This window comes from Streptomyces marispadix, assembly GCF_022524345.1.
GTDB classification, from domain to species: Bacteria; Actinomycetota; Actinomycetes; order Streptomycetales; family Streptomycetaceae; genus Streptomyces; species Streptomyces marispadix.
This window is the reverse complement of sequence record NZ_JAKWJU010000002.1, coordinates 5,911,704-5,934,377: the sequence shown is the minus strand read 5'-3', so window position 1 is coordinate 5,934,377 and position 22,674 is coordinate 5,911,704. Positions and strand designations below refer to the sequence as shown.

Here is a 22,674-nt window from a genome sequence, read left to right as displayed (position 1 = left end):
GGCAACTCGTGCTGTCCGCCGGGCGACTCGTGCCGTTCGGCGCTTGGCCGTTCGGCGCTCAGTCGCCGCCCACGGCGATGTACGCGCTGTGCTTCGCGGCGCTCTCCTCGACGGCCGCCAGCACACGCTGGACCTGGAGGCCGTCGGCGAAGGACGGTTCGGGGTCGGTGCCGGTGGCGATCGCGTAGAGCAGGTCGCGCGCCTGGTGTACGAAGGTGTGCTCGTAGCCGAGGCCGTGGCCCGGCGGCCACCACGCCTCCAGATAGGGGTGTTCGGACTCGGTGACGAGGATGCGGCGGAAGCCGGACTCCTCCGCGGAGTCCGTATGGTCGTGGAAGTGCAGCTCGTTGAGGCGTTCGAGGTCGAACTCCACTGATCCGAGGGTGCCGTTGAGTTCGACGCGCAGGGCGTTCTTACGTCCGGCCGCGACCCGGCTCACCTCGAAGGACGCCAACGCCCCCGATGTGAGGCGGCCGTTGAAGATGGCGGCGTCGTCGACCGTCACGGGCCCGACCGCTCCCCCGGCTCCCTCGCCGGGCAGCGGGCGCTCCGTCACGAATGTCTCCGTCTGCGCCGAGACTCCGGCCAGTGGCGAGCCCGCGAGATGCTGTGCGATGTCGACGGCGTGCGCGCCGAGGTCGCCCAGCGCGCCGGAACCGGCGGCCTCGCGGCGCAGCCGCCACGCCAGCGGGAAGGCCGGGTCGACGAGCCAGTCCTGTAGATAGCTCACCCTCACGTGCCGCAGCTCGCCCAGGCGGCCCTCTGCGACCATGCGCCGCGCGAAGGCGAGCGCGGGCGTACGGCGGTAGTTGAAACCGACCATGGCCGACTGGCCGCGCTCGCGGGCGCGTCGGGCCGCCGCCGCCATCTCCTCCGCCTCGTCGACGGAGTTGGCGAGCGGCTTCTCGCACAGCACATGCTTTCCGGCGTCCAGCGCGGCGACCGCGATCTCGGCGTGGCTCTCGCCGGGTGTGCAGATGTCGACGAGCTGGATGTCGTCGCGGGCGATCATCTCCCGCCAGTCGGTCTCGGCGGCCGTCCAGCCCAGCCGCCCGGCCGCGGCCCGTACCGCGTCGGCGTCCCGTCCGCATACGGCCGTCATCACGGGCGTAAGGGGCAGTTCGAAGACCCGGCCGACGGTGCGCCACCCCTGAGAGTGCGCGGCGCCCATGAAGGCGTAGCCGACCATGCCCACGCCGAGCGGCGGCGCCGAGCCACCCTGCTCGGGGCGTGCGGACGCGGGCGCGGGGGCGGGCGCTGTGTCGTTGGACATGGGGCTCCTCCCTGTCGGGGGTACGAGTGGGGGGTGGGGCACGGCCTGGCGTGGTGCGCGGTGGGGCCGGCGTGGTGCGCTACGGGCCCAATGGCGCGGCCGGGGCGCGACGGGGCGCAGCAGGTGCGGGGGGTGCGGTGCACGGCGGCGGCCGCACAGCCGCGCGGCCGCACGAGCCGACGGCACGCATCGGCCCGGCTGCGCCCCGACTGCCCCGGGCCCTCGCCTACTTGAAGCCCGTCGGCAGATACTCGTCGACGTTCTCCTTGGTGACGACGGCCGAGTAGAGCGTCAGGGAGGCCGGAATCTCGAACTCGGCGAGCCCGCCGATTCCCTTGCCCTGCCCGAGCGCACGGGCCAGGTCGATGGCGGAGGCGGCCATCGTCGGCGGGTAGAGGACGGTGGCCTTGATGACGCTGTCGTCGGCCTTGATGGAGTCCATCACGCGCCGCGAACCTGCGCCGCCGACCATCAGGAAGTCGTCGCGCCCGGCCTGCTCGATGGCGCGCTCGGCGCCCACGCCCTGGTCGTCGTCGTGGTTCCACAGCGCGTCGAACTTCGGCTCGGCGCGCAGCAGTTGGGCCATCTTCGACTGCCCGGACTCGACGGTGAACTCGGCGGCCTGACGGGCGACCTTCTTGATGTTGGGGTAGTTCTTCAGGGCGTCGTCGAAGCCTTCGGTGCGCTCGCGCGTCAGCTCCAGGTTGTCGATGCCCGCGAGTTCGACGACCTTCGCGTTCTTCTTGTCCTTGAGCTTCTCGCCGATGTAGCGGCCCGCGTTGAGGCCCATGCCGTAGTTGTCGCCGCCTATCCAGCAGCGGTAGGCCTGCTGCGAGGCGAAGACGCGGTCGAGGTTGACCACGGGGATTCCGGCGCGCATCGCCTTCAGGCCGACCTGTGTGAGCGCCTTGCCGTCGGCGGGGAGGATCACCAGCACGTCGACCTTCTTGTTGATCAGCGTCTCGATCTGGCCGACCTGCTGTGCGTTGTCGTTGGAGCCCTCCGTGGCCTCCAGCGTGACGTCCTGGTACTTCTTCGCGCGCTCCTTGGCCTGCTCGTTGATGGCGTTGAGCCAGCCGTGGTCGGCCTGCGGGCCCGCGAAGCCGATGGTGACCTTCTTGCCGGGCCTGTCGTCGGCGACGTTCGCCTGCCCGGCGGCGTCCTTGTCGTCGTTGCTCTTGTTGCTGGTGCAGCCGGTGAGGAGGGCGGCACCTGCGGCGGCCGTGCCGAAGAGCACATTCCTGCGCGAAGTACGGGAGCCGGAGCTCGGGTTGGGGTTCTCATGCATCTCGGTCATGGCGTCTTCCGACCCTTCTGGACCAGGACTGCGGCGACGATGATCGCTCCCTTGGCGATCTGCTGGACGTCGGTCTGGAGGTTGTTGAGCGCGAACAGATTGGTGATCGTGGTGAAGACGAGCACTCCCAGCACCGAACCGGTGATGGTGCCCCGGCCGCCGCTGAGCAGGGTGCCGCCGATGATCGCGGCGGCGATGGCGTCGAGTTCGTAGAGGTTGCCGTTGGTGTTCTGACCGGAGCCGGTGAGGACGATCAGCATGAACGCGGCGATGCCGCAGCACAGTCCGGACAGCAGATACAGCAGCAGCCGCTGCCTTCGTACGGCGATCCCGGCGAGCCGCGACGCCTCCGCGTTGCCGCCGACGGCGACCGTGCGCCGCCCGAAGGTCGTACGGCCCAGGACGAGCCAGCCCAGCAGCGCCACCGCGGCGAAGACCAGCACCAGCGGCGGCACGCCCAGCACATAGCTGTCGGAGACCCCGAGGTCGAGGACGGAGTCCACCGTCACCACCTGCGTCTTGCCGTCGCTGATCAGCAGCGCGAGCCCCCGTGCGGAGGCGAGCATGGCGAGGGTGGCGATGAACGGCACCATCGGCCCGTATGCGATGAGCACGCCGTTGACCAGGCCGCAGCCCAGCCCCACCGACAGCGCGCACAGCAGCATGCCGCCGAGCCCGAACTCCTGCGTGGCGACGGTCGTCGCCCATACGGAGGCCAGGGCGACGATGGCGCCCACGGACAGGTCGATGCCGCCGCCGATGATGACGAAGGTGACGCCTACGGTCACGACTCCGATCACGGACGACTGGGTGAGGATCAACTGAAGGTTGTCGGGCGTCAGGAACTGCTGCGGCTTGGTGAGCGCACCGACGGCCACCAGCGCCAACAGCACGCCCACGAGGGAGAGATGGCGAAGACCGGCACGTGGTGCGCCGTTGCCGCGGCCCGGCTGCGGCGCGGCCTCCTTCGTGGGCTCCTCGACAGCCTCGGCACCGCTTGGGCTCAGCACGACGGGCTCCCTTCCATGACGAGGTCGAGCACCCGGTGCTCGTCGAGCTCCCGGGCGGGGGCGGTGTGCACTACGCGGCCCTCGCGCAGCACCAGCACCCGGTCGGCGAGGCCGAGCACTTCGGGCACTTCGCTGGAGACGAGGAGCACGGCGACGCCGGAGTCCGCCAGCCGCCGGATGACTCCGTACAGCTCGGCGCGGGCACCGACGTCGACTCCGCGGGTCGGCTCGTCCAGCAGCAGCACCCGGCATTCGCGCAGCAGCCAGCGGGCGAGCACGACCTTCTGCTGGTTGCCGCCGGAGAGGGTGCGCACGGGACGGTCCGGGTCGTCCGGGTGGAGGGCGAGGCCGCGGGTGCGGGCGCGGGCCTGTGCGCGCTCGCGTACGCGGTCGAGCCAGCCGCCCGTGGAGAACCGCGGCAGGGAGGAGAGGGAGACGTTGCTGGTGACGGACTCCAGCATCAACAGCGCCTGGGACTTGCGCTCTTCGGGAGCCAGCCCCACTCCTGCGCGTACGGCGGCGGTGACGTCGCCGGGCCGCAGCGGCTTGCCGTCCACGAAGACGCGGCCCGCGGTGGGGCGGCGGGCCCCGGCGAGGGTCTCCAGGATCTCCGAGCGTCCGGAGCCGACGAGCCCGGCGAGGCCGGTGATCTCACCGGCGCGCAGTTCCAGGTCGAGCGGTGCGAACTCGCCCTTGCGCGCGAGTCCCTCGGCGTAGAGCACGGGCGGCTCGGGCACCTTGTGCAGCACTCTGTCGGGCAGCGGCTCGGTGGCGGCGGGGCGTCGCGGGAAGACGTACTGCACGTCGCGGCCCGTCATCAGCGCGACGAACTCCCGGGTCTGGGTGGTGCGGGCGGGCAGGCCGCGGGCCGCGACCCGGCCGTCCTTCAGCACGGAGACGCGGTCGCCGACGCGGCGTATCTCCTCCAGGCGGTGCGAGATGTACACGACGGCGACACCGTCCGCCGTGAGCGCGCCGACGATGCGGAAGAGGTTGCCGACCTCGTCGGGGTCGAGAGCCGCGGACGGCTCGTCCATCACGATGAGGCGCACGTCGTGGGAGAGGGCCCGGGCCATGGAGACGATCTGCTGCCCGGCCGCCGGGAGCGCCCCCACGGCGGTGTCCGGGTCGATCTCGGGGTGGCCGAGGCGGCGCAGCAGGGCGGCGGCGCGGGCGCGGGCCTCGCGGGCGCGGATGACGCCTCGGGTGGCCACCTCGTTGCCGAGGAAGATGTTCTCGGTGACCGAAAGGTGCTCCACCAGGTCGAGTTCCTGGTAGATGGTGGCGATTCCCAGGCGCATCGCGGCCGCCGGGTCGGCGGGCCGTACGGGCTCGCCCCGCCAGTGGATGTCGCCCTCGTCGGGCTGGTGAGCACCGGCGAGCACCTTGATGAGGGTGGACTTGCCCGCGCCGTTCTGGCCGAGCAGGCAGTGCACTTCGCCCGCGCGTACGTCCAAGTCGACGCCGTCCAGGGCCCGTACACCGGGGAAGGTCTTGGTGATGCGGGACATCGTCAGGAGATCTGGAGCCATGCGGGGCCTCCGTGCGTGCTGCGTACGGACAGGCGGGACCGTGCTCGGTGCGTGCACCAGCCGGGCGGTGGTGCGGGAGGGGGGTTCGTGGTTCGTACGTACGGATCGGTACGGACTGGTGCGAACTGACTCTTAATGGCACTGACTTGCACGGGCTGGTACGAACTGATCTGTAACGGCCCGGCACGCGCCGTGCTGTTGCGGGCCGGACGGGCTGATACGGACGCCGTGTCGTACGGGGGCGGTGCACGCGCGCTGTACTACGGGGCCGTGAGGCCGTGGAGGCCGGGCGGGCGCCCGGACTTGAGGAGTCGGAGCAGCTTGAGGAGTCGGATCAGGCGGGGGAGAAGAGGTGGTCGCTGATGAGGCGGGCGGCTCCGGTCACGCCGGCGGCGGGGCCCAACTCGCCCAGGACGATGGGGAGATTGCCGGTCGCGAGCGGCAGCGACTGGCGGTAGACCTGTGTGCGGATGCTCGCGAGCAGCGTGTGGCCGAGCCCGGTCACACCGCCGCCGATCACCACGAGGCCGGGGTTGAAGAAGCTGACGAGACCGGCGATGACCTGGCCGACGCGGGCCCCGCCGTCGCGGATGAGGTCGAGGGAGGTGCCGTCGCCCGCGGCTGCCGCGGTGGCGACGTCCTCGGCGGTCAGCCGCCCCGCTGCCTCCAGCCGGGCGGCCAGCTCGTGGGAGAGCCCGCCGCGTGCGGCGGCCTCCGCGTCACGCGCGAGTGCGGACCCTCCGAAGTACGCCTCCAGACAGCCTCGGTTGCCGCAGGGGCACTGCCGCCCCTCCGACTCGACCTGGATATGGCCGATGTCGCCCGCACTGCCGGTGGTGCCGCGGTGCACCTCGCCTCCGGCGACGATGCCGCAGCCGATGCCGGTGCCGATCTTCACGCAGAAGAAGTCCCTTACGGAGCGGGCGACTCCGGCCTGCATCTCGCCCATCGCCATCAGGTTCACGTCGTTGTCGACCATGACGGGGCAGCCCAGCTCCTGGCTGAGGGCCTCCCGTACGGGAAAGCCGTCCCAGCCGGGCATGATCGGCGGAGCCACCGGTACGCCCTCGGGGAAGCGCACCGGGCCCGGTACGCCGATGCCCGCGCCGTCGAAACCGTCGGCGACGCCGGAGTCACGGAGCTTGCCGACCATCGCGAGGACCTGGTCGAAGACGGCGACCGGGCCCTCCCGTACGTCCATCGGCTGGTTGAGGTGCCCGAGGATCTCCAACTCGGGGTTGGTCACGGCCACATCGACGGATGTGGCCCCGATGTCGACGCCCAGGAAACGCAGTTGGGGGGTCAGCCGGACGTTGTGCGAGCGCCGCCCGCCGCGGGAGGCGGCAAGCCCGTCGGCCACGACGAGCCCCGTCTCCAGCAGGCGGTCGATCTCCACGGCGAGCTTGGAGCGGGAGAGGTCGACGTGGTCGCCCAGTTCGGCACGGGAGTTCGGGCCGCCGTCACGCAACAGGCGGAGCAGTCGCGCCTGATGCGCGTTCGCGGGCCGAGCAGTCATGCGCCTCACCGCCACCCTCCTCCCCTGGTCACCGTACGAGCCGGCTCTCGGGAAGCCACCCGGCACGGCAGCAGGGCAACTCCAACTCCCCTGCCTCCGGCCGGACTTCTCGTCGACCTCCCCCGCGGAGCGTGGGTCGCTCCCCGGGATTGACTGGGAACGTACCAGCGCTCTGCGCGCTGGGGAAGAAGTTCTGCACAAACCGCTTCGACTTTTTCCATGCAATGGACAAAGGTCGGATTCGCCGACGGACCGACTGACCGAAAAAAGCCCCGGTCCCAGGGCCGGGGCGGGCCTCTGGGACCGGAGTCCATGGTGCGCTCACAGGCGCGAGTGGGGCGCGAGCGCGCGGTGAAGGGCGGCCGCGGCAGAGCGGCGCGGAGCGGCCACGCGCCGACCGCCGCTCGTTTCAGGCGCGTTCGCGCTCGTGGTAAGAGCGGCGCGTGTGCTCCGTGTGCTCCCGCATGACATCGGCCGCCCGGCGCTCGTCACCGTCGGCGATGGCCGCGATCAACTCACGGTGCTCGATCCAGGACTGGGCGCCGCGCTGCCGCGCCACCGGCGTGTAATACCAGCGCACCCTGCGGTCGACCTGGCGGGCCAGCTCCGCGAGCACCGCGTTGCCGGCGAGGCCCATCACCCGTGCGTGAAAAGCGGCGTTGGCCTCCACGACCTTCTCCACCTCCGCGCCGCCGACGGCCGCCTCACCGCGAGCACACAGATCCTCGAGCTCGGCGACGCCTTCCGCACCGGCGTTGACGGCCGCGAGCCGGGCGGCTTCGGCCTCCAGCAGCGTACGGACCGTCAGAAGCTGGTCGGCCTCCTCCTCCGTCGGCTCGTGCACGAACGCACCCTGCGCGGGGCGCAGATCGACCCATCCGTCGGTGTTCAGCCGCTGAAGCGCCTCCCTTACGGGCTGCCGCGATACACCGAGGTGCTGGGCGAGTTCGCTCTCGACGAGGTGCTGACCGGGCCTGAGCGAACGCGTCGTGATCAGCTCCAGAAGCGCCTCGTAGACCCGCTCGCGAAGCGGGCCGGGCCGCTCCAGCTTGGGCATGGCGCCTTCCGGCAGTCCGGCGGACAGCATCTGCTTCTCCTGACTCTCGTCGGACCCTGGACCTGACAAGCAGGAACCCGAACCTCTGGCTATTGGATACAGTCTACGGAGTGCAGTGCGCTTGTGGCGGCCCAAGGCACATATTCAGCCTCTCTGTGACGCGTCACACCCACGCGTACCGGGATGCGGCGCCTCAGGCACTTCGATACGGCGCTCTCACCGCCCGGGGCCCGTGCCCCAGCCCGCCCGATAATGGCGCGCGCCACGGCAGGCCGCCGTGCCAGTCTCCCTTCCCATGGACCGCGACTGGATGCCCGACGAACTCGCCCACGCAGGGCCCGAACATCTCGATCCGGACTTCGTCGGCGGCTTCGACCGCAAGCAGGGGCACCCCGACCCCTCCGGGGACATCGCACTGCTGCGCTCCCACGGGCTCACCGGCGACTCGGTCGTCGCCGACATCGGCGCCGGCACGGGCCAGTTCGCCGTACCGGCGGCGAGGCACTTCGGGCGTGTGGTCGCCGTGGAGGTCTCCCCCGCCATGCGCGACGTGCTGCGCGAGCGCGCCACCGCGGAAGGGCTCGCCACGCTGGAGTGCGTACGGGGCGGATTCCTCACGTATGAGCACTCGGGAGCGCCCGCCGACGCGGTCTTCACCCGCCACGCGCTCCATCAGCTCCCCGACTTCTGGAAGGTGCTGGCGCTGCGGCGCATCGCCGGGATGCTGCGCCCCGGAGGCGTCCTGCGGCTGCACGACCTCGTCTACGACTTCCCGCCGAGCCGTACGGAGTCCTTCTTCGACGACTGGCTGGCACAGGCACCGCAGGACCCGGCCACGGCGTACACCCGCGAGGACCTGGCGGAGCACATCCGCACCGAACACAGCACGTTCCGCTGGCTGTTGGAGCCCATGCTGGAGGCCGCCGGCTTCGAGACCGCCGGCTTCTCCTGCCGCGCGTCCGTCTACGCCTCGTACACCTGCGTGAAGCACTGAGGGACGTACCGCGCTCAGAGCCGCGTCCGCGACCGCACCGGAGAGACACAGCCGGAGAGACACAGCCGGAGAGACACAACACAGACACAGGAGAACAGACACAGGAGAGGGGCGGGAGCCCATGGAGCTGACGGTGCTCGGCGGCTGCGGCGCCTGGCCCACACCGGAGCAGGGTTGCAGCGGCTATCTGGTCGTCTGCGACGGCTTCCGGCTCCTGCTCGACCCGGGCTACGCCACGTTCCCGGCGCTGACGGCGGCCACCCGCGCCGAGGACGTCGACGCCGTGCTCGTCACCCACGGCCATCCCGACCACTGCGCCGACATCAACCCGCTGCTGCGTGCCCGCGCACTGGGCGGCGCCGATCCGCCGCCGCTGCCCCTCTACGCGCTGCCGGGCGCACTCGACGCCGTGCTCGCGCTGGACACCCCCGGCATGCTCGAAGGGGCATGGGAACTGCGGGAGTTCACGGCCGGGGCAGCCTTCGGCATCGGCCCCTTCGCGGTCGCCACGCGGCTGCTCCCCCACTTCGTGCCGAACGCCGGTGTCCGGCTGACCGGCCCGCGCGGCGACGTGCTCGCCTACACCGGGGACACGGGCCCGAGCGGACAGGTGCCGGAGCTGGCCCGGGACGCCGGTCTCCTGCTCTGCGAGGCGACCCATCCGGAGGCCGTCCCGGCCGAGGACGAGGAGTGTCTGCTCTCGGCCGCGCCGGCAGGGCGCTACGCCCGACAGGCCGGGGCGGCCCGGCTGTTGCTGACCCATCTGTGGCCGGGCACTCCGCACGAGGACGCCCTGCGGGCGGCCCGTAAGTCGTTCGCAGGCCCCGTCTCCGTCGCCGTGCCGGGAGCCGTCGTCCTCATCGGCGTCACGTAGGCAGTCGAAGGGCGCGAGCCGCCCGCCGGTCCGGGTCTGCCGGGCCTGGGCCGGCACACGGAAGCGGGGCGGCCCGGCAGACTGCCGTGACCGCCCCGCCCGTGGCGGCTCTCGTCAGTTGATCTCGAAGTCGCCGTCGATGATGGTGTTGTTGAGGCTGTTGTTGAAGGTGAAGTCGTTGTAGCTGTCCTCGTTGAAGCTGTCTTCGAAGCTGGCGTTCACCGTCGAGGGGGAGTCGTCGTCGCAAGCCTGCGCAGAAACGGCGCCCGCGAAGGCCATGCCGACTGCCGCGAGCCCTACGAAGGCGGGACGGATGACAGATCGCATGAGGAATCCTTTTCTCCTGGGGTGCTGACAAGTCCAATGTCCGCATTGAGATGCAAATATGAAGAACGACACGCTTGCCCCGCCTCCCAACCCCTCGTTAGGTCCAATCCGCATCGACCGGTACGTCGGCTCGGCCACATACAGTCGACGAAATCTGTCCTCACCCCTGGTAATCCGCTCTTCAACTTTCTAATCTCCGGCCATGGCACCTGGGTTCCTCGATCGCTCCCGAACTGTCGCGCCTCCCGGCTGGAGCCGGTGGCTGATTCCTCCGGCCGCCCTGTCGGTCCATCTCTCGATCGGCCAGGCCTACGCCTGGAGCGTCTTCAAGCCCCCGCTGGAGTCGTCGCTCGGGCTGTCCGGCACGGCCAGCGCGCTGCCGTTCCAGCTCGGCATCGTGATGCTCGGTCTCTCGGCGGCCTTCGGCGGCACACTCGTCGAACGCAACGGTCCCCGCTGGGCGATGACGGTCTCCCTGCTCTGCTTCTGCTCGGGCTTCCTGCTCGCCGCGCTGGGCGCCGCCGTCGAGCAGTACTGGCTGGTGGTCTTCGGCTACGGCTTCGTCGGCGGCGTCGGCCTCGGCATCGGCTATATCTCGCCGGTATCCACACTGATCAAGTGGTTCCCCGACCGTCCGGGCATGGCCACCGGCATCGCCATCATGGGCTTCGGCGGCGGCGCGCTGATCGCCTCGCCCTGGTCGGCTCAGATGCTGGAGAGCTTCGGCTCGGACAACGGCGGCGTCGCCGCGGCGTTCCTCGTGCACGGCCTGGTCTACACGGTCTTCATGGCGCTCGGCGTGCTGCTGGTCCGCGTACCGGCGGAGGGCTGGAAGCCGCCGGCCGGTAAGAAGCCCCAGGAGCAGCAGGCGCAGAAGCCGCTGGTGACGACCGCGGACGTCTCGGCGCGCAACGCCGTGCGCACGCCGCAGTTCTGGTGCCTGTGGGTCGTGCTGTGCATGAACGTCACCGCGGGCATCGGCATCCTGGAGAAGGCCGCGCCGATGATCGGCGACTTCTTCGCCGACACCTCGACGCCGGTCTCCGCCTCGGCGGCGGCGGGCTTCGTCGCGCTGCTCTCGCTGGCCAACATGGGCGGCCGTTTCCTGTGGTCGACGACGTCGGACGTCATCGGCCGCAAGAACATGTACCGCTGCTACCTCGGCGTCGGCGCGCTGATGTATCTGGGCATCGTGCTGCTCGGCGACTCCTCCAAGCCGCTGTTCATCGTGTGCGCGCTCGTGATCATCTCCTTCTACGGCGGCGGCTTCGCGACCGTACCGGCGTATCTGAAGGACCTGTTCGGCACCTACGAGGTGGGCGCGATCCACGGGCGCCTGCTGACCGCGTGGTCGACGGCCGGGGTGCTGGGCCCGCTGATCGTCAACTGGGTCGCCGACTCACAGGAGGCGGCGGGCCGTTCGGGCCCGGGGCTCTACGCACTGGCCCTGTCCATCATGATCGGGCTGCTTGCGGTGGGCTTCGTCGCCAACGAGCTGATACGGCCGGTGGACCCGAAGTACCACGTGCCCGCCCCGGCGGCGACGGCCGCGCAGACCGCCCAGACCGCGGAAGCCATGGAGAGAGCCGGCCAGGACGGCGGCGCGGAGAGCAAGGAGGAGACGGGGCGATGAGCAGCGCCGAGAAGAACATCCCCGAGGGCCCTGCGGGCGGCACCGCGGACGCCGGCGGCCCGCCCGCGGCGCTGTTCGTCTTCACCTGGCTCTGGGTGGGCGTGCCGATGGCGTACGGACTCTACGAGTTGATCCTCAAGGCGGTGCAGCTCTTCACCGGCGGCTGACGGGTTCCCCGTGGCCGCCCGTGAAGGGATAATTCGGGCTCAGCCGGACCTTTGCCGGGCCGTACCGGTCAGGGCAAGACCGCCGCATACGTCTTGTGCTGCTCGCGAAGGCGAGTGTATACAATATTCTGTCGACCATCCTGGTTTCCCCCACGCTCGGTCCCCTCAACCGAACGGAGAGCGGATATGAAAGTCGCAGTCGTCGGTGCCGGAGCAATCGGCGCCTATGTCGGAGCAGCACTGCACCGTGCGGGCGCCGACGTACACCTCATCGCCCGCGGAGCGCACCTCGCCGCCATGCAGGAGAACGGCGTCCAGGTCCTCAGCCCGCGCGGCGACTTCACCGCACGGGTGCACGCCACCGACGACCCGTCCGCCATCGGGCACGTCGACTACGTATTCCTGGGGCTGAAGGCCAACTCGTATGCGGCGTGCGGGCCGTTGGTCCATCCCCTGCTCGGCGAGCACACCGCCATCGTGGCCGCGCAGAACGGCATCCCGTGGTGGTACTTCCACGGCCTCGAAGGGCCGTACAAGAACCGCCGCATCGAGAGCGTCGACCCCGACGGCGCCGTCAGCGCGGTGCTGCCGCCCGAACGGGCCGTGGGCTGCGTCGTCTACGCCGCCACGCAGCTCCAAGGGCCCGGCGTCGTACGGCACTTGGAGGGCACCCGGTTCTCCATCGGCGAGCCGGACACCACCGACTCCACGCGCTGCGAGGCGTTCAGCGAGGCGATGAAGGCGGGCGGCCTGAAGTGCCCCGTCGAGGCGGACATCCGCAACGACATCTGGATCAAGCTGCTCGGGAACATCGCGTTCAACCCGCTCAGCGCGCTCTCCCGGGCGACCATGGCGCAGATCTGCCGCCACCAGGACACCCGGGCGCTGGTGGCGACGATGATGCGCGAGACGCTCGCGGTGGCCGAGGCCGTCGGCTGCCGCCCCGAGATCTCCGTCGAGAAGCGACTGGCCGGAGCCGAACGCGTCGGCGACCACAAGACCTCCACCCTCCAGGACCTGGAGAGCGGAAAGCCCATGGAGCTGGACGTGCTCCTGGCGGCCGTGGTCGAACTCGCCGCGCTCACCGGCACCCCCGTGCCGAAGCTCTGCGCCATCCACGCCGTGACAGACCTGCTGGCACAGACCGTAAGGAGCGCAGCATGAGGCAACGCGACCGCGGGAAACCGCCGTCGACGCAGTACACACGCCTGACGCATCCGCTGGTGCGGGACGAGAAGGGCGGTCCGCTGCGCAGGGCCACCTGGGAGGAGGCTCTGGAGAAGGCCACCGAGGGCTTCCGCAGGATCAAGGACGACCACGGCCCGGACGCCTTCGGGATGTTCTCCTGCGCACGCGCGACGAACGAGATGAACTACGTGGCGCAGAAGTTCACCCGCGTCATCATGGGCACCCACAACGTCGACTCGTGCAACCGCACCTGTCACGCGCCCAGCGTGGCCGGGCTGTCGGCGGCCTTCGGCTCCGGCGGCGGCACCTCCTCCTACGAGGAGGTCGAGTCGACCGATCTGATCCTGATGTGGGGCTCCAACGCCCGCTTCGCGCATCCGATCTTCTTCCAGCACGTGCTGCGCGGCATCCGCAACGGCGCACGGATGTACGCCGTCGACCCGCGCCGTACGTCGACAGCCGAGTGGGCGGAGAGCTGGCTCGGCCTGAACGTCGGTACGGACATCGCCCTCGCCCACGCCATCGGGCGGGAGATCATCCACGCGGGGCTGGCCAACCACACCTTCATCGAGCGGGCCACGACCGGCTTCGAGGAGTACAAGGCCGAGGTCGAGCCGTGGACGCTGAGCGCCGCCGAGAAGGTCACCGGCGTACCGGCCGACGCTATCCGCGACCTCGCGCACGCCTACGCCACGGCCGAACGCGCCCAGTTGTGCTGGACGTTGGGCATCACCGAGCACCACAACGGCACCGACAACGTCAGGGCCCTGATCAACCTGTCGCTGCTGACGGGGCACGTCGGCCGCTACGGCGCGGGCCTCCAGCCGCTGCGCGGCCAGAACAACGTGCAGGGCGGCGGCGACATGGGGGCGATCCCCGACCGGCTGCCCGGCTTCCAGAACGTCCTGGACCCCGAGACCCGGGAGAAGTTCGAGGCCGCGTGGGGCGTCACCCTGGAGCCGCGCCACGGACGGAACCTGACCGCCATGTTCGAGGCCATGGAGACCGGCGAGCTGAAGGCCGTCTACTGCATCGGCGAGAACCCTGCGCAGTCGGAGGCCGACAGCGGCCAGGCCGTGGAGCGGTTGCAGAAGCTCGAACACCTCGTGGTGCAGGACATCTTCCTGACGAAGACGGCCGAACTCGCCGACGTCGTACTGCCCGCCACCGCCGCCTGGTGCGAGACGGACGGCACCACCACCAACAGCGAACGGCGCGTGCAGCGCGTACGGAAGGCGGTCGACCCGCCCGGCGAGGCCCGCGAGGACATCGACATCATCTGCGACATCGCGGCACGGCTCGGATACGAGTGGAAGTTCGCCGACAGCGAGGCCGTCTGGGACGAGCTGCGCTCCGTCTCGCCCAACCACTACGGCATGACGTACGAGCGGCTGGCCGAGCACCAGGGCATCCAGTGGCCCTGCCCCAGCACGGAGAAGCTGGAGCCGACGTACATGCACGGGCGGCTGTGGGAGAAGGACCCGGCCAAGCGCGGCACGCCGGCGCCGTTCGGGATCGTCAAGCACGATCCGCCGGTCGACCTCACCGACGAGGAGTACCCGCTGCGGCTGACGACGGGCCGGCGGCTCGACTCGTACAACACCGGTGTGCAGAGCGGGAGTTACGCCTCGCCGCTGCGCCGCGGCGAGTACGTGGAGCTGTGCCCGGAGGACGCCGAGAAGTACGGCGTGGCCGTCGAGGAGGAGGTGCGGGTCACCTCGCGGCGCGGCTCGGTCGTCGCACCCGTGTGGATCGACCCCGGGCTGCGGCCGGGGCTGGCGTTCATGACCATGCACTTCCCGGACGAAGTGGACACCAACCAGCTCACGATCGAGTCCAACTGCCCCATCGCAGGTACCGCCGAATTCAAGGCATCCGCGATACGCATCGAGAAGCTGCCTGTCGCGGCAGCCGTGAGGAGCTGAGACCTGCGATGGATCTGCGCTTCGGTGACAGCAAGCCGACGGACGAGGAGAAGGCAGCCGTCGACGACCTGCTCGGGCCGCCGCCCAGCGCGTGGGAGGGAGCGGACGACCGCAGTACGGGCGACCTGCGCTGGGCCCTGGGCGGCCGGGACGCACGGGAGCGGCGCGATCTGCTGTTGCCGGGGCTCCACGCGGTCAACGACCGGGTGGGCTGGATCAGCGAGGGAGCGCTCACCTATCTGTGCCGCAGGCTGACGGTGCCGCCGGCCGAGGCGTACGGGGTGGCGACGTTCTACTCGATGTTCTCCATGCGCCCGCGTCCGGCGACCGTCGTACATGTCTGCACGGACATCGCATGTGCGGCGGCGCCCGGCGCGGACGCCGTACAGGCCGAGGTCGAGCGGCGTCTGGGCCCCGCGGGTCAGGCACGCGAAGGAGCGGTCTGGCAGCCCAGTCCCTGTCTGGGGCTGTGCGAACGGGCGCCGGCGGCGCTGGCGATACGGGCCGGGCACGGCTGCCCCTCGGCGGCCGGTCCCGGTGCCGGGGCGGCAGCGGCCGGAACCGCCAACGAGCCGTCGGCCGACGTCGGCCGACGGGAGTTCACCGGAAGGGCAGGGCAGCGGGCGCGGCGGCCCCGCTCACGGCGAGGTGCCGTATGCGACCGCGGTGATCGCCCCGGCCACCGCGGAGGCGGTCGAGGCGGCGGCACGTGCCCCGGGGGACGCGCCCGGGGAGCCCGCCGCCGCGCTCGCCGTACCGCAGGCGGGCGACCCGGAGCTGAAGCTGCTGTCCCATATCGGCGTCGCCGACCCCGAGTCGCTGGACTCCTACCGTGCCAACGGCGGATACCGGGCGCTGCGCCGTGCGTTCGCGCTCGGCCCGGCCGGGGTGCTGCGGGAGGTCACCGACTCCGGGCTGCTCGGGCGCGGCGGCGCAGCCTTCCCCACGGGCCGCAAGTGGCAGGCCACGGCGGCGCAGCCGGACCAGCCGCACTACGTGGTGTGCAACGCCGACGAGAGCGAGCCGGGCACCTTCAAGGACCGGGTGCTGATGGAGGGCGACCCGTTCGCGCTCATCGAGGCCATGACGATCGCCGGCTACGCCACCGGCGCGCACCGGGGCTATCTGTATCTGCGCGGCGAATACCCGCGCGCACTGCGGCTGTTGACGAACGCGATCGTGCAGGCGCGTGCCCGCGGGCTGCTCGGCGACGACGTGCTCGGGCAGGGCTACGCCTTCGACATCGAGATACGGCGCGGCGCGGGCGCCTACATCTGCGGCGAGGAGACCGCGCTGTTCAACTCCCTTGAGGGACACCGCGGCGAGCCCCGCTCCAAGCCGCCGTTCCCGGTGGAGAAGGGCCTGTTCGGCAAGCCGACGGCCGCCAACAACGTAGAGACGCTGGTCAACGTGCTCAGCATCCTGGAGATGGGCGCCGAGGCGTACGCCGCGATCGGCACGGAGAAGTCGACGGGCCCGAAGCTGTTCTGCGTCTCCGGCAACGTCGAACGTCCCGGAATCTACGAACTCCCCTTCGGCGCCACGCTGGGCGAACTGCTCTCCCTCGCCGGGGCCGCGAAGGACCTGCGGGCGGTGCTGCTGGGCGGCGCCGCGGGCGGCTTCGTACGAGGCGACGAGCTGGACATCCCGCTGACCTTCGAGGGCACCAGGGAGGCGGGCACGACGCTCGGCTCCGGGGTGGTGCTGGCGCTGGACTCGTCGGTGTCGATGCCGCGCATCCTGCTGCGCATCGCGGAGTTCTTCCGCGACGAGTCGTGCGGGCAGTGCGTGCCGTGCCGCATCGGCACCGTGCGGCAGGAGGAGGCGCTGCACCGGCTGGCAGAGCGCGCAGGGCTGGGCGCGGGGGCAGCCGGGAACGGCACGAACGGAGCGAACGGAAAGGCCGGTGCGAACGGCGCCGACGACATCGCGTTGCTCCGCGAGGTGGGAGAGGCGATGCGCGACGCCTCGATCTGCGGTCTGGGACAGACCGCGTGGAACGCCGTGGAGTCCGCCATCGACCGACTGGGAGCCTACGCATGACCGCAGTACCGCTCGATCCCCCGCGCCGCCTCGTGGAGTTCACCCTCGACGACGAGCCGACCCGCGTACCGGAGGGGTCGACGATCCTGGACGCGTGCCGCGCCGCGGGCAAGGACATCCCCACGCTCTGCCAGGGCGAGACGCTGACCCCGAAGAACGCCTGCCGTGCATGTGTCGTGGAGGTCGAGGGCGCCCGTACGCTCGCGCCGGCCTGCTCACGTAAGGCCGAGGAGGGCATGACGGTGCGCACGGACACCGAGCGCGCCCGGCACAGCCGCAAGATCGTCCTCGAACTCCTCGCGTCCGCCACGGACTTGTCCACGACGCCGCGCGCCGCCGAGTGGATCAAGGAGTACGACGCGAAGCCGGAGCGCTTCGGTGCGGACGCGGCCACCATGAACGAGGAACCGAAGATCGACAACGATCTCTATGTGCGCGACTACGACAAGTGCATCCTCTGCTACAAGTGCGTGGACGCCTGCGGCGAACAGTGGCAGAACACCTTCGCGATCTCCATGGCGGGGCGCGGCTTCGACGCCCGTATCTCCACCGAGCACGATGCGCCGCTGACGGACTCCGCGTGTGTCTACTGCGGCAACTGCATCGAGGTGTGCCCGACGGGTGCGCTCTCGTTCAAGTCGGAGTTCGACATGCGGGAGGCGGGCACCTGGGACGAGGAGCGGCAGACGCAGACGACCACGGTGTGCGCGTACTGCGGTGTGGGCTGCAACCTCACGCTGCACGTCCAGGACAATGAGATCGTCAAGGTCAGCTCACCGCTCGACAACCCGGTGACGCACGGCAATCTCTGCATCAAGGGCCGCTTCGGCTATCAGCACGTCGGTGGCGGGAACACGGCGGGCACATGAGAACGGCGGGCGCATGAGAGATGACGGATGACGCTCGTCAGGTGACGCGTGACAGATGACAGACAACAGGTCACGTCTGACGGATGACACGCGACGGATGCCAGATGGCAGACGGCAGATGACGTCTGACGGATGGCAGATGACAGATGACGGCGATTGTCAGCCGGTATCGCAGGCCCCCGCGCCGCGGTACCGGCCAGGGCCACCGACCACCTCACGCACGACAGGACGGACCGAATGGGACGGGTCACTGAGCGACGGCGTGTGCTGCGCATCCGGGACGGTGCGGTCAGCACCCGCCCCGACACCCTGGTCGCGGAGGAGCCGCTGGAGATCAGGCTGAACGGCAAGCCACTCGCCATCACCATGCGCACCCCCGGTGACGACTTCGCGCTGGCCGCGGGCTTCCTCGTCAGCGAGGGCGTCCTGGGCTCGGCGGAGGAGCTGGCGAACATCGTCTACTGCGCGGGCGCCACCGACGAAGGCCGCAACACCTACAACGTCGTCGACGTGCGCCTCGCACCGGGCGTCCCCGTCCCCGACATCGCCCTGGAGCGGAACGTCTACACCACCTCCTCGTGCGGCCTGTGCGGGAAGGCGAGCCTCGACGCGGTGCGTACGACGGCACGCTGGGGCATCGAGGATCCGCAGGACCCGGACGACCCCGCCGGGCCGCGCGTACGCCTCGAACCCTCCGTGCTCTCCTCCCTCCCCGACACGCTGCGCGCCTCGCAGCGGGTCTTCGAACGCACCGGCGGCCTCCATGCCGCCGCCCTCTTCACCGCCGAGGGCGAGCTGCTGGACGTACGGGAGGACGTGGGACGCCACAACGCCGTCGACAAGCTCGTGGGCCGCGCCCTCCAGCAGGGCGCGCTGCCGCTGCGCGAGGCGGTGCTGATGGTCTCGGGACGTGCGTCCTTCGAACTGGCGCAGAAGGCGGTGATGGCGGGCATCCCCGTGCTCGCCGCCGTATCGGCGCCGTCGTCACTGGCGGTGGATCTGGCCGCGGAGACCGGGCTGACCCTGGTCGGTTTCCTCCGCGGTTCCTCGATGAACGTGTACGCAGGTGAGCACCGGCTCGCCCTGCGCACTACGGCCGGCCGGGCCTGACGGTCTCGCCTGCTGCACGGGATAGGGGCTCGGTCGGCGGGAGGCGCCCCCTGCGCCGGCCGGGCCCTTCCGTGTGCGCCGCTTCGTTCGCACCGGCTTGGCCCGCACCGGCTTGGCCCGCACCGGCTTGGCCCGCACCGGCTTGGCCCGCACCGGCTTGGCCCGCACCGGCTTGGCCCGCACCGGCATGGTTCGCGCCGCTGCGTGCGCACCCCTGCTTGTACGCCACTGCTTGTACGCCACTGCTTGTACGCCACTGCGTGCGCGGCTCCGTTCCCCTGTGCCCGAATCCGCCGCCCTCCGCCGAGCCGCGTCCGCTTCCCCGGCCGCGTACCGCCCCGCACTCCGACACGTAGCGTCCGCCGCGAACGGGCATGTTGATGACAGCACTTCCGGTACATCTCGTGATCCCGTGAACCGCGTTGAAGGCCCGAGTCGTCCGGGCCGCGGAAGGGGCGTGCATGAGTTCTGGTAGGTCAGGCTTTCCCCGTCGGACGCCGTTCAGGGCCGGAGTGCTTCTCGCCCTGTGCGCCTCGCTGCTCTGCGTTCCCGGCGGGAGCGCGAGTGCGGGGACGCCGGAGCGGCCGGGAGGCGCGGACGGGTTCACGCAGCAGGTGCTCTTCAAGGCGTCGCAGGAGAAGGGCTATGTCTGCTTCCGCATCCCGGCACTCGTACGGACCGTGAAGGGCACTCTCCTCGCCTTCGCCGAGGGAAGGGTGCACGACTGCGGTGACGCGGGTGACATAGACATCGTCGTCAAGCGTTCCACCGACGGCGGCCGCACCTGGGGCCCGCTGCGGGTGGCGAGCCGGGGCGGGGGCGACACCCACGGCAACCCGGCGCCCGTGGTGGACCGCCGCAGCGGGCGCATCCTGCTCGCGCAGACCTTCAACGCGGGCCGCAGCGACGGCAAGAACTGCGATTCGCCGTGCGACCGCTCCCCGTATCTCCAGTACAGCGACGACGACGGCGAAAGCTGGTCGCAGCCCCGGGACTTGAGCGCCCAGCTCCGCTCAGGGGAGTGGAACTCGTGGTACGCGACGGGCCCCGGGCACGGCATCCAGTTGCGCCGCGGCGCGCACGCCGGGCGGCTGGTGATCGGCGTCAACGGAGAGACGTGGCGCGACGGCAGGAACACCGCCAATCACGCCGCGCTGGCGATCAGCGACGACGGTGGCCGCAGTTGGCGGCGCGGGGCGACCGAGAGCCGTCCGCACTCGCCCGACGGCGTCTTCCGGCAGAAGCCGCAGGAGCTGACGCTCCACGAACGCCACGACGGCCGGGTGCTGGTGAGCGCCCGCGAGACGGAGGGCACCGATCTGGGGCACCGTACGGCGGCCGTCGCCGGAGGCGGAGGCGAGTTCTTCACGGCGCCCTTCCGCGCGCTGCCCGGCCTCTACACGCCCCAAGTGCAGGGCGCGGTGCTGCCGTTCGGCGGCGACGGCGACCGGCTGCTGCTGGCGGCGCCCGCGGACCCCGAGCGGCGCCGCACCATGACGGTCCGTTCCTCCTACGACGAGGGCAGGACCTGGGAGGGCGTGGACCGCGGCCGAACGGTGACCGCGGACTGGTCCGGCTACTCGGACATGGTGCGGGCGTCCTCCGTCAGCGCGGGCCTGCTCTACGAGGGCGGCGCTGCGGACGCCCGCGACGAGATCCGCTTCGCGCGGTTCACCGAGGACTGGCTGGGCGACCGGCGGGGCCCGGACCCCACCACGGCCGACCGTGCGCCCGGCGCTCATGACGCCGCGGTGCTCGGCGGCGCACGCCGGGTGGACGGTCACGACGGGGGTGCCGTGGCCTTCGACGGGCGGGACGACGCGGTGCGGCTGCCGTTCCGTGCCCGACTTCCGCTGCACGAGCGGGACTTCACCGCGAGGCTGTGGTTCCGCTACTCGGGCGGTGCTGAGGGTTCCGGGGAGCAGCCGCTGCTGTGGATGGGCGGCGTGGGCTCGCAGCCGCAGGTGCGTCTGGTGGCGGACGCGGCGGACGGCCGTATCACGGCGGCGATCACCGCACGGCGGGTCCCGGCGCCCTCCGCCACGGCGCGAGTGACCACGGACGGCTCATACGGCGACGGCCGCTGGCACCAGGCGGAACTGCGCCGCGGGGACGGGCGGTTGAGGCTGACCGTCGACGGGGAGAGCGTGTCCGCCTCCGATGTGCCGGGTTCGGTGAGCGTGGGGTCGCCGTTCGGCGTGCACCTCGGTCAGCGGCTCGACAGCCGGGCGCACTTCACGGGTGCGCTCGACGAGGTGCGTGTGAGTGCGGAGGGCGATTCACTGCTGGACCTGCCGCTGGACGACGTCGGTGCCCATGCGAGGCGCTGAGGGACCGCCGCCGTCGGCACCGCGCGTGGCGCCCTTCGTGGCGCCGCCGCCCGTGGTGGCCTTCGTAGCACTGCCCGTGGCACCGCCCGCCGCCACGGGACCCGCGTCCGGCGCGTCCCATACGTCCTGTTCGTCCCGTACATCCGAAGTACCCCGTGCCCAGCGGCGGGAGAGGAAGGCGCAGACGACGAGCTGCATCTGATGGAAGAGCATGAGCGGCAGCACGGCGAGAGAGGCGTGCGCCCCGAACAGGACGCTGGCCATGGGGAGTCCGGCGGCGAGCGACTTGTTCGAGCCCGCGAACACGGCGACGACGCGGTCGGCCCGCGCGAAGCCCAGCCGGTGCGCGCCGTACCAGGTGAGCGTCAGCATCAGTGCGAGCAGCCCCGCCTCGACCCCGAGCAGGGCGAGCAGCCTCACCGGTGTGACCAGGCCCCAGATGCCCTGGGTCATGCCCTGACTGAAGGCCGTGTAGACGACGAGCAGCACTGAGCCCCGGTCGACGAGGGTGAGAATGCGGCGGTGCCTGGTGATGAAGTCGCCGATCCAGCGGCGCAGAAGCTGGCCCGCCACGAAGGGCGCCAGCAACTGGCCGACGATTCCGGCCAGTCCGTCGGCGCTCAGGCCCGCCTGTCCGCCGACGAGCCATGCGGCGAGCAGCGGAGTGGCGACTATGCCGAGCAGGCTGGAGTATGTGCCCGCGCAGATCGCGGCGGGCACGTTGCCGCGTGCGACGGAGGTGAAGGCGATCGACGACTGGACCGTGGAGGGGACGAGGCAGAGGAAGAGCAGCCCCGACTGGAGGCCGGGCGTCAGCACGTAGGGCACGAGCGCCCGTGTGGCCAGGCCCAGCAGGGGGAAGAGTGCGAACGTGCAGAGCAGGACGAGCAGTTGGAGCCGCCAGTGGCGCATTCCCTCCAGGGCCTGGCGAGTGGAGAGACGGGCTCCGTAGAGGAAGAAGATGGCTCCGACCGCCGCCTTGGTGCCGTGGCCCAGGCCGGTGGCGACGTCGCCGCTCGCCGGAAGGAGGACGGCCAGTAGCACGGTGCCGAGAAGCAGTGCGATGTACGGGTCGGCGTTTTGTGCCAGTCGGCGCATGTCTCCCTCGGGGCGGTGCTGTTCGTGGTGTGCTGGTCGTGCGGTGTTGCTGATGTGGCGCTGTCGGTGCTGAGTTGTTCCGTGCTGTTGTTTCGTGCCGTGTCGTCGGTGTGGTGTTGTCCGTGCGGTGAATGCGGTTGCTGCCGGGGCCTGGTTCCTGCCAACCCGGTGGGCCTTCGGGCCTGGGTCGTCCCGGGACCCGGAATGCTTCCGCGGGCACGGCGGAGGGGCCCCGCCACCTTTGGCGAGGCGTACGAATGTCCGCACGCCCCATTCTCTCCGGTGCGCCGGTGCTGCTTTACTCGGGGAGGTTCGGTGCAGAAAACTCGTACGATCTGCAACAACCTGACGACGGCAATCCGATGCGTCCCCAAATGACCGCTTGACCGGGTTCGGCACCTCTCCCCGGCGGCTGTTTCATCGGATACGGT

At 70.8% G+C, this 22,674-nt stretch carries 17 protein-coding genes and 1 pseudogene; 10 read left to right on the top strand and 8 right to left on the bottom strand.

Annotated elements, in window-relative coordinates; translation table 11 throughout:
- Positions 1-58: 58 nt before the first annotated feature.
- The 6 genes from MMA15_RS24675 to MMA15_RS24650 form a co-directional block, all read right to left on the bottom strand.
- Positions 59-1,189, bottom strand: a complete 1,131-nt coding sequence (locus tag MMA15_RS24675) for a Gfo/Idh/MocA family protein (RefSeq protein WP_241063460.1) — start codon at positions 1,187-1,189, stop codon at positions 59-61.
- 310 nt (positions 1,190-1,499) lie between these two features.
- Entirely contained in the window at positions 1,500-2,561 is a 1,062-nt protein-coding gene (locus MMA15_RS24670) for a substrate-binding domain-containing protein (protein ID WP_241063458.1), read from the bottom strand.
- A gap of 5 nt (positions 2,562-2,566) precedes the next feature.
- Complete coding sequence (locus MMA15_RS24665; protein ID WP_241062365.1) at positions 2,567-3,580, bottom strand: ABC transporter permease; 1,014 nt, start codon at positions 3,578-3,580, stop codon at positions 2,567-2,569.
- A complete protein-coding gene (locus MMA15_RS24660) occupies positions 3,574-5,112 on the bottom strand; it encodes a sugar ABC transporter ATP-binding protein (protein ID WP_241062364.1) in 1,539 nt (512 codons plus the stop codon). The genes MMA15_RS24665 and MMA15_RS24660 overlap by 7 nt, the downstream gene beginning before the upstream one ends.
- Positions 5,113-5,446: 334 nt before the next feature.
- On the bottom strand, positions 5,447-6,628 hold the full coding sequence (locus MMA15_RS24655; protein ID WP_241062363.1) for an ROK family transcriptional regulator: 1,182 nt from the start codon (positions 6,626-6,628) through the stop codon (positions 5,447-5,449).
- A 409-nt stretch (positions 6,629-7,037) separates the two neighbouring features.
- The gene (locus MMA15_RS24650) at positions 7,038-7,715 is read right to left on the bottom strand and encodes a GntR family transcriptional regulator (protein ID WP_241062362.1); all 678 of its coding nucleotides are present in this window, start codon (positions 7,713-7,715) and stop codon (positions 7,038-7,040) included.
- A gap of 265 nt (positions 7,716-7,980) precedes the next feature.
- On the opposite strand from MMA15_RS24650, the gene MMA15_RS24645 reads away from it, so the two are divergent.
- Positions 7,981-8,679 carry a class I SAM-dependent methyltransferase gene (locus tag MMA15_RS24645; RefSeq protein ID WP_241062361.1) on the top strand — a complete coding sequence of 233 codons (699 nt, stop codon included), beginning with the start codon at positions 7,981-7,983 and terminating at the stop codon, positions 8,677-8,679.
- A gap of 121 nt (positions 8,680-8,800) precedes the next feature.
- Complete coding sequence (locus tag MMA15_RS24640; RefSeq protein WP_241062360.1) at positions 8,801-9,553, top strand: MBL fold metallo-hydrolase; 753 nt, start codon at positions 8,801-8,803, stop codon at positions 9,551-9,553.
- 114 nt (positions 9,554-9,667) lie between these two features.
- Here MMA15_RS24640 and MMA15_RS24635 read toward each other — a convergent pair whose 3' ends face one another.
- Positions 9,668-9,880, bottom strand: a complete 213-nt coding sequence (locus MMA15_RS24635; RefSeq protein ID WP_241062359.1) for a hypothetical protein — start codon at positions 9,878-9,880, stop codon at positions 9,668-9,670.
- Positions 9,881-10,082: 202 nt separating this feature from the next.
- Here MMA15_RS24635 and MMA15_RS24630 point away from each other — a divergent pair, with 202 nt between their 5' ends.
- From MMA15_RS24630 to MMA15_RS24590, 8 genes and pseudogenes are all read left to right on the top strand, one after another.
- A complete protein-coding gene (locus tag MMA15_RS24630) occupies positions 10,083-11,513 on the top strand; it encodes an L-lactate MFS transporter (RefSeq protein WP_241062358.1) in 1,431 nt (476 codons plus the stop codon).
- Positions 11,510-11,680, top strand: coding sequence for an MFS transporter small subunit (locus MMA15_RS24625; RefSeq protein ID WP_241062357.1), 171 nt, complete (start codon positions 11,510-11,512; stop codon positions 11,678-11,680). Before MMA15_RS24630 ends, MMA15_RS24625 begins: the two co-directional genes overlap by 4 nt.
- A gap of 186 nt (positions 11,681-11,866) precedes the next feature.
- On the top strand, positions 11,867-12,844 hold the full coding sequence (locus MMA15_RS24620) for a 2-dehydropantoate 2-reductase (protein WP_241062356.1): 978 nt from the start codon (positions 11,867-11,869) through the stop codon (positions 12,842-12,844).
- Entirely contained in the window at positions 12,841-14,793 is a 1,953-nt protein-coding gene (locus MMA15_RS24615) for a molybdopterin oxidoreductase family protein (RefSeq protein WP_241062355.1), read from the top strand. The genes MMA15_RS24620 and MMA15_RS24615 overlap by 4 nt, the downstream gene beginning before the upstream one ends.
- Positions 14,794-14,801: 8 nt before the next feature.
- Positions 14,802-16,836: pseudogene (locus tag MMA15_RS24610) on the top strand (NAD(P)H-dependent oxidoreductase subunit E).
- A complete protein-coding gene (locus MMA15_RS24605; RefSeq protein WP_241062354.1) occupies positions 16,833-17,705 on the top strand; it encodes a 2Fe-2S iron-sulfur cluster-binding protein in 873 nt (290 codons plus the stop codon). Before MMA15_RS24610 ends, MMA15_RS24605 begins: the two are co-directional and overlap by 4 nt.
- 237 nt (positions 17,706-17,942) lie before the next feature.
- A complete protein-coding gene (gene fdhD, locus MMA15_RS24600; protein ID WP_241062353.1) occupies positions 17,943-18,815 on the top strand; it encodes a formate dehydrogenase accessory sulfurtransferase FdhD in 873 nt (290 codons plus the stop codon).
- 461 nt (positions 18,816-19,276) lie between these two features.
- A complete protein-coding gene (locus MMA15_RS24590) occupies positions 19,277-21,145 on the top strand; it encodes an exo-alpha-sialidase (protein ID WP_241062352.1) in 1,869 nt (622 codons plus the stop codon).
- On the opposite strand, the gene MMA15_RS24585 is transcribed toward MMA15_RS24590, so the two are convergent.
- Positions 21,095-22,243 carry a bile acid:sodium symporter family protein gene (locus MMA15_RS24585; RefSeq protein WP_241062351.1) on the bottom strand — a complete coding sequence of 383 codons (1,149 nt, stop codon included), beginning with the start codon at positions 22,241-22,243 and terminating at the stop codon, positions 21,095-21,097. The genes MMA15_RS24590 and MMA15_RS24585 overlap by 51 nt on opposite strands.
- Positions 22,244-22,674: the final 431 nt, after the last annotated feature.

Bases quoted from the DNA above. Each gene is read 5' to 3' on its own strand.
- MMA15_RS24675 (WP_241063460.1), bottom strand. From the start codon at position 1,189: ATGGTCGGCTACGCCTTCATGGGCGCCGCGCACTCTCAGGGGTGGCGC.
- MMA15_RS24670 (WP_241063458.1), bottom strand. From the start codon at position 2,561: ATGCATGAGAACCCCAACCCGAGCTCCGGCTCCCGTACTTCGCGCAGG.
- MMA15_RS24660 (WP_241062364.1), bottom strand. From the start codon at position 5,112: ATGGCTCCAGATCTCCTGACGATGTCCCGCATCACCAAGACCTTCCCC.
- MMA15_RS24655 (WP_241062363.1), bottom strand. From the start codon at position 6,628: ATGACTGCTCGGCCCGCGAACGCGCATCAGGCGCGACTGCTCCGCCTG.
- MMA15_RS24650 (WP_241062362.1), bottom strand. From the start codon at position 7,715: ATGCTGTCCGCCGGACTGCCGGAAGGCGCCATGCCCAAGCTGGAGCGG.
- MMA15_RS24645 (WP_241062361.1), top strand. From the start codon at position 7,981: ATGGACCGCGACTGGATGCCCGACGAACTCGCCCACGCAGGGCCCGAA.
- MMA15_RS24640 (WP_241062360.1), top strand. From the start codon at position 8,801: ATGGAGCTGACGGTGCTCGGCGGCTGCGGCGCCTGGCCCACACCGGAG.
- MMA15_RS24635 (WP_241062359.1), bottom strand. From the start codon at position 9,880: ATGCGATCTGTCATCCGTCCCGCCTTCGTAGGGCTCGCGGCAGTCGGC.
- MMA15_RS24630 (WP_241062358.1), top strand. From the start codon at position 10,083: ATGGCACCTGGGTTCCTCGATCGCTCCCGAACTGTCGCGCCTCCCGGC.
- MMA15_RS24625 (WP_241062357.1), top strand. From the start codon at position 11,510: ATGAGCAGCGCCGAGAAGAACATCCCCGAGGGCCCTGCGGGCGGCACC.
- MMA15_RS24620 (WP_241062356.1), top strand. From the start codon at position 11,867: ATGAAAGTCGCAGTCGTCGGTGCCGGAGCAATCGGCGCCTATGTCGGA.
- MMA15_RS24615 (WP_241062355.1), top strand. From the start codon at position 12,841: ATGAGGCAACGCGACCGCGGGAAACCGCCGTCGACGCAGTACACACGC.
- MMA15_RS24605 (WP_241062354.1), top strand. From the start codon at position 16,833: ATGACCGCAGTACCGCTCGATCCCCCGCGCCGCCTCGTGGAGTTCACC.
- fdhD (WP_241062353.1), top strand. From the start codon at position 17,943: ATGGGACGGGTCACTGAGCGACGGCGTGTGCTGCGCATCCGGGACGGT.
- MMA15_RS24590 (WP_241062352.1), top strand. From the start codon at position 19,277: ATGAGTTCTGGTAGGTCAGGCTTTCCCCGTCGGACGCCGTTCAGGGCC.
- MMA15_RS24585 (WP_241062351.1), bottom strand. From the start codon at position 22,243: ATGCGCCGACTGGCACAAAACGCCGACCCGTACATCGCACTGCTTCTC.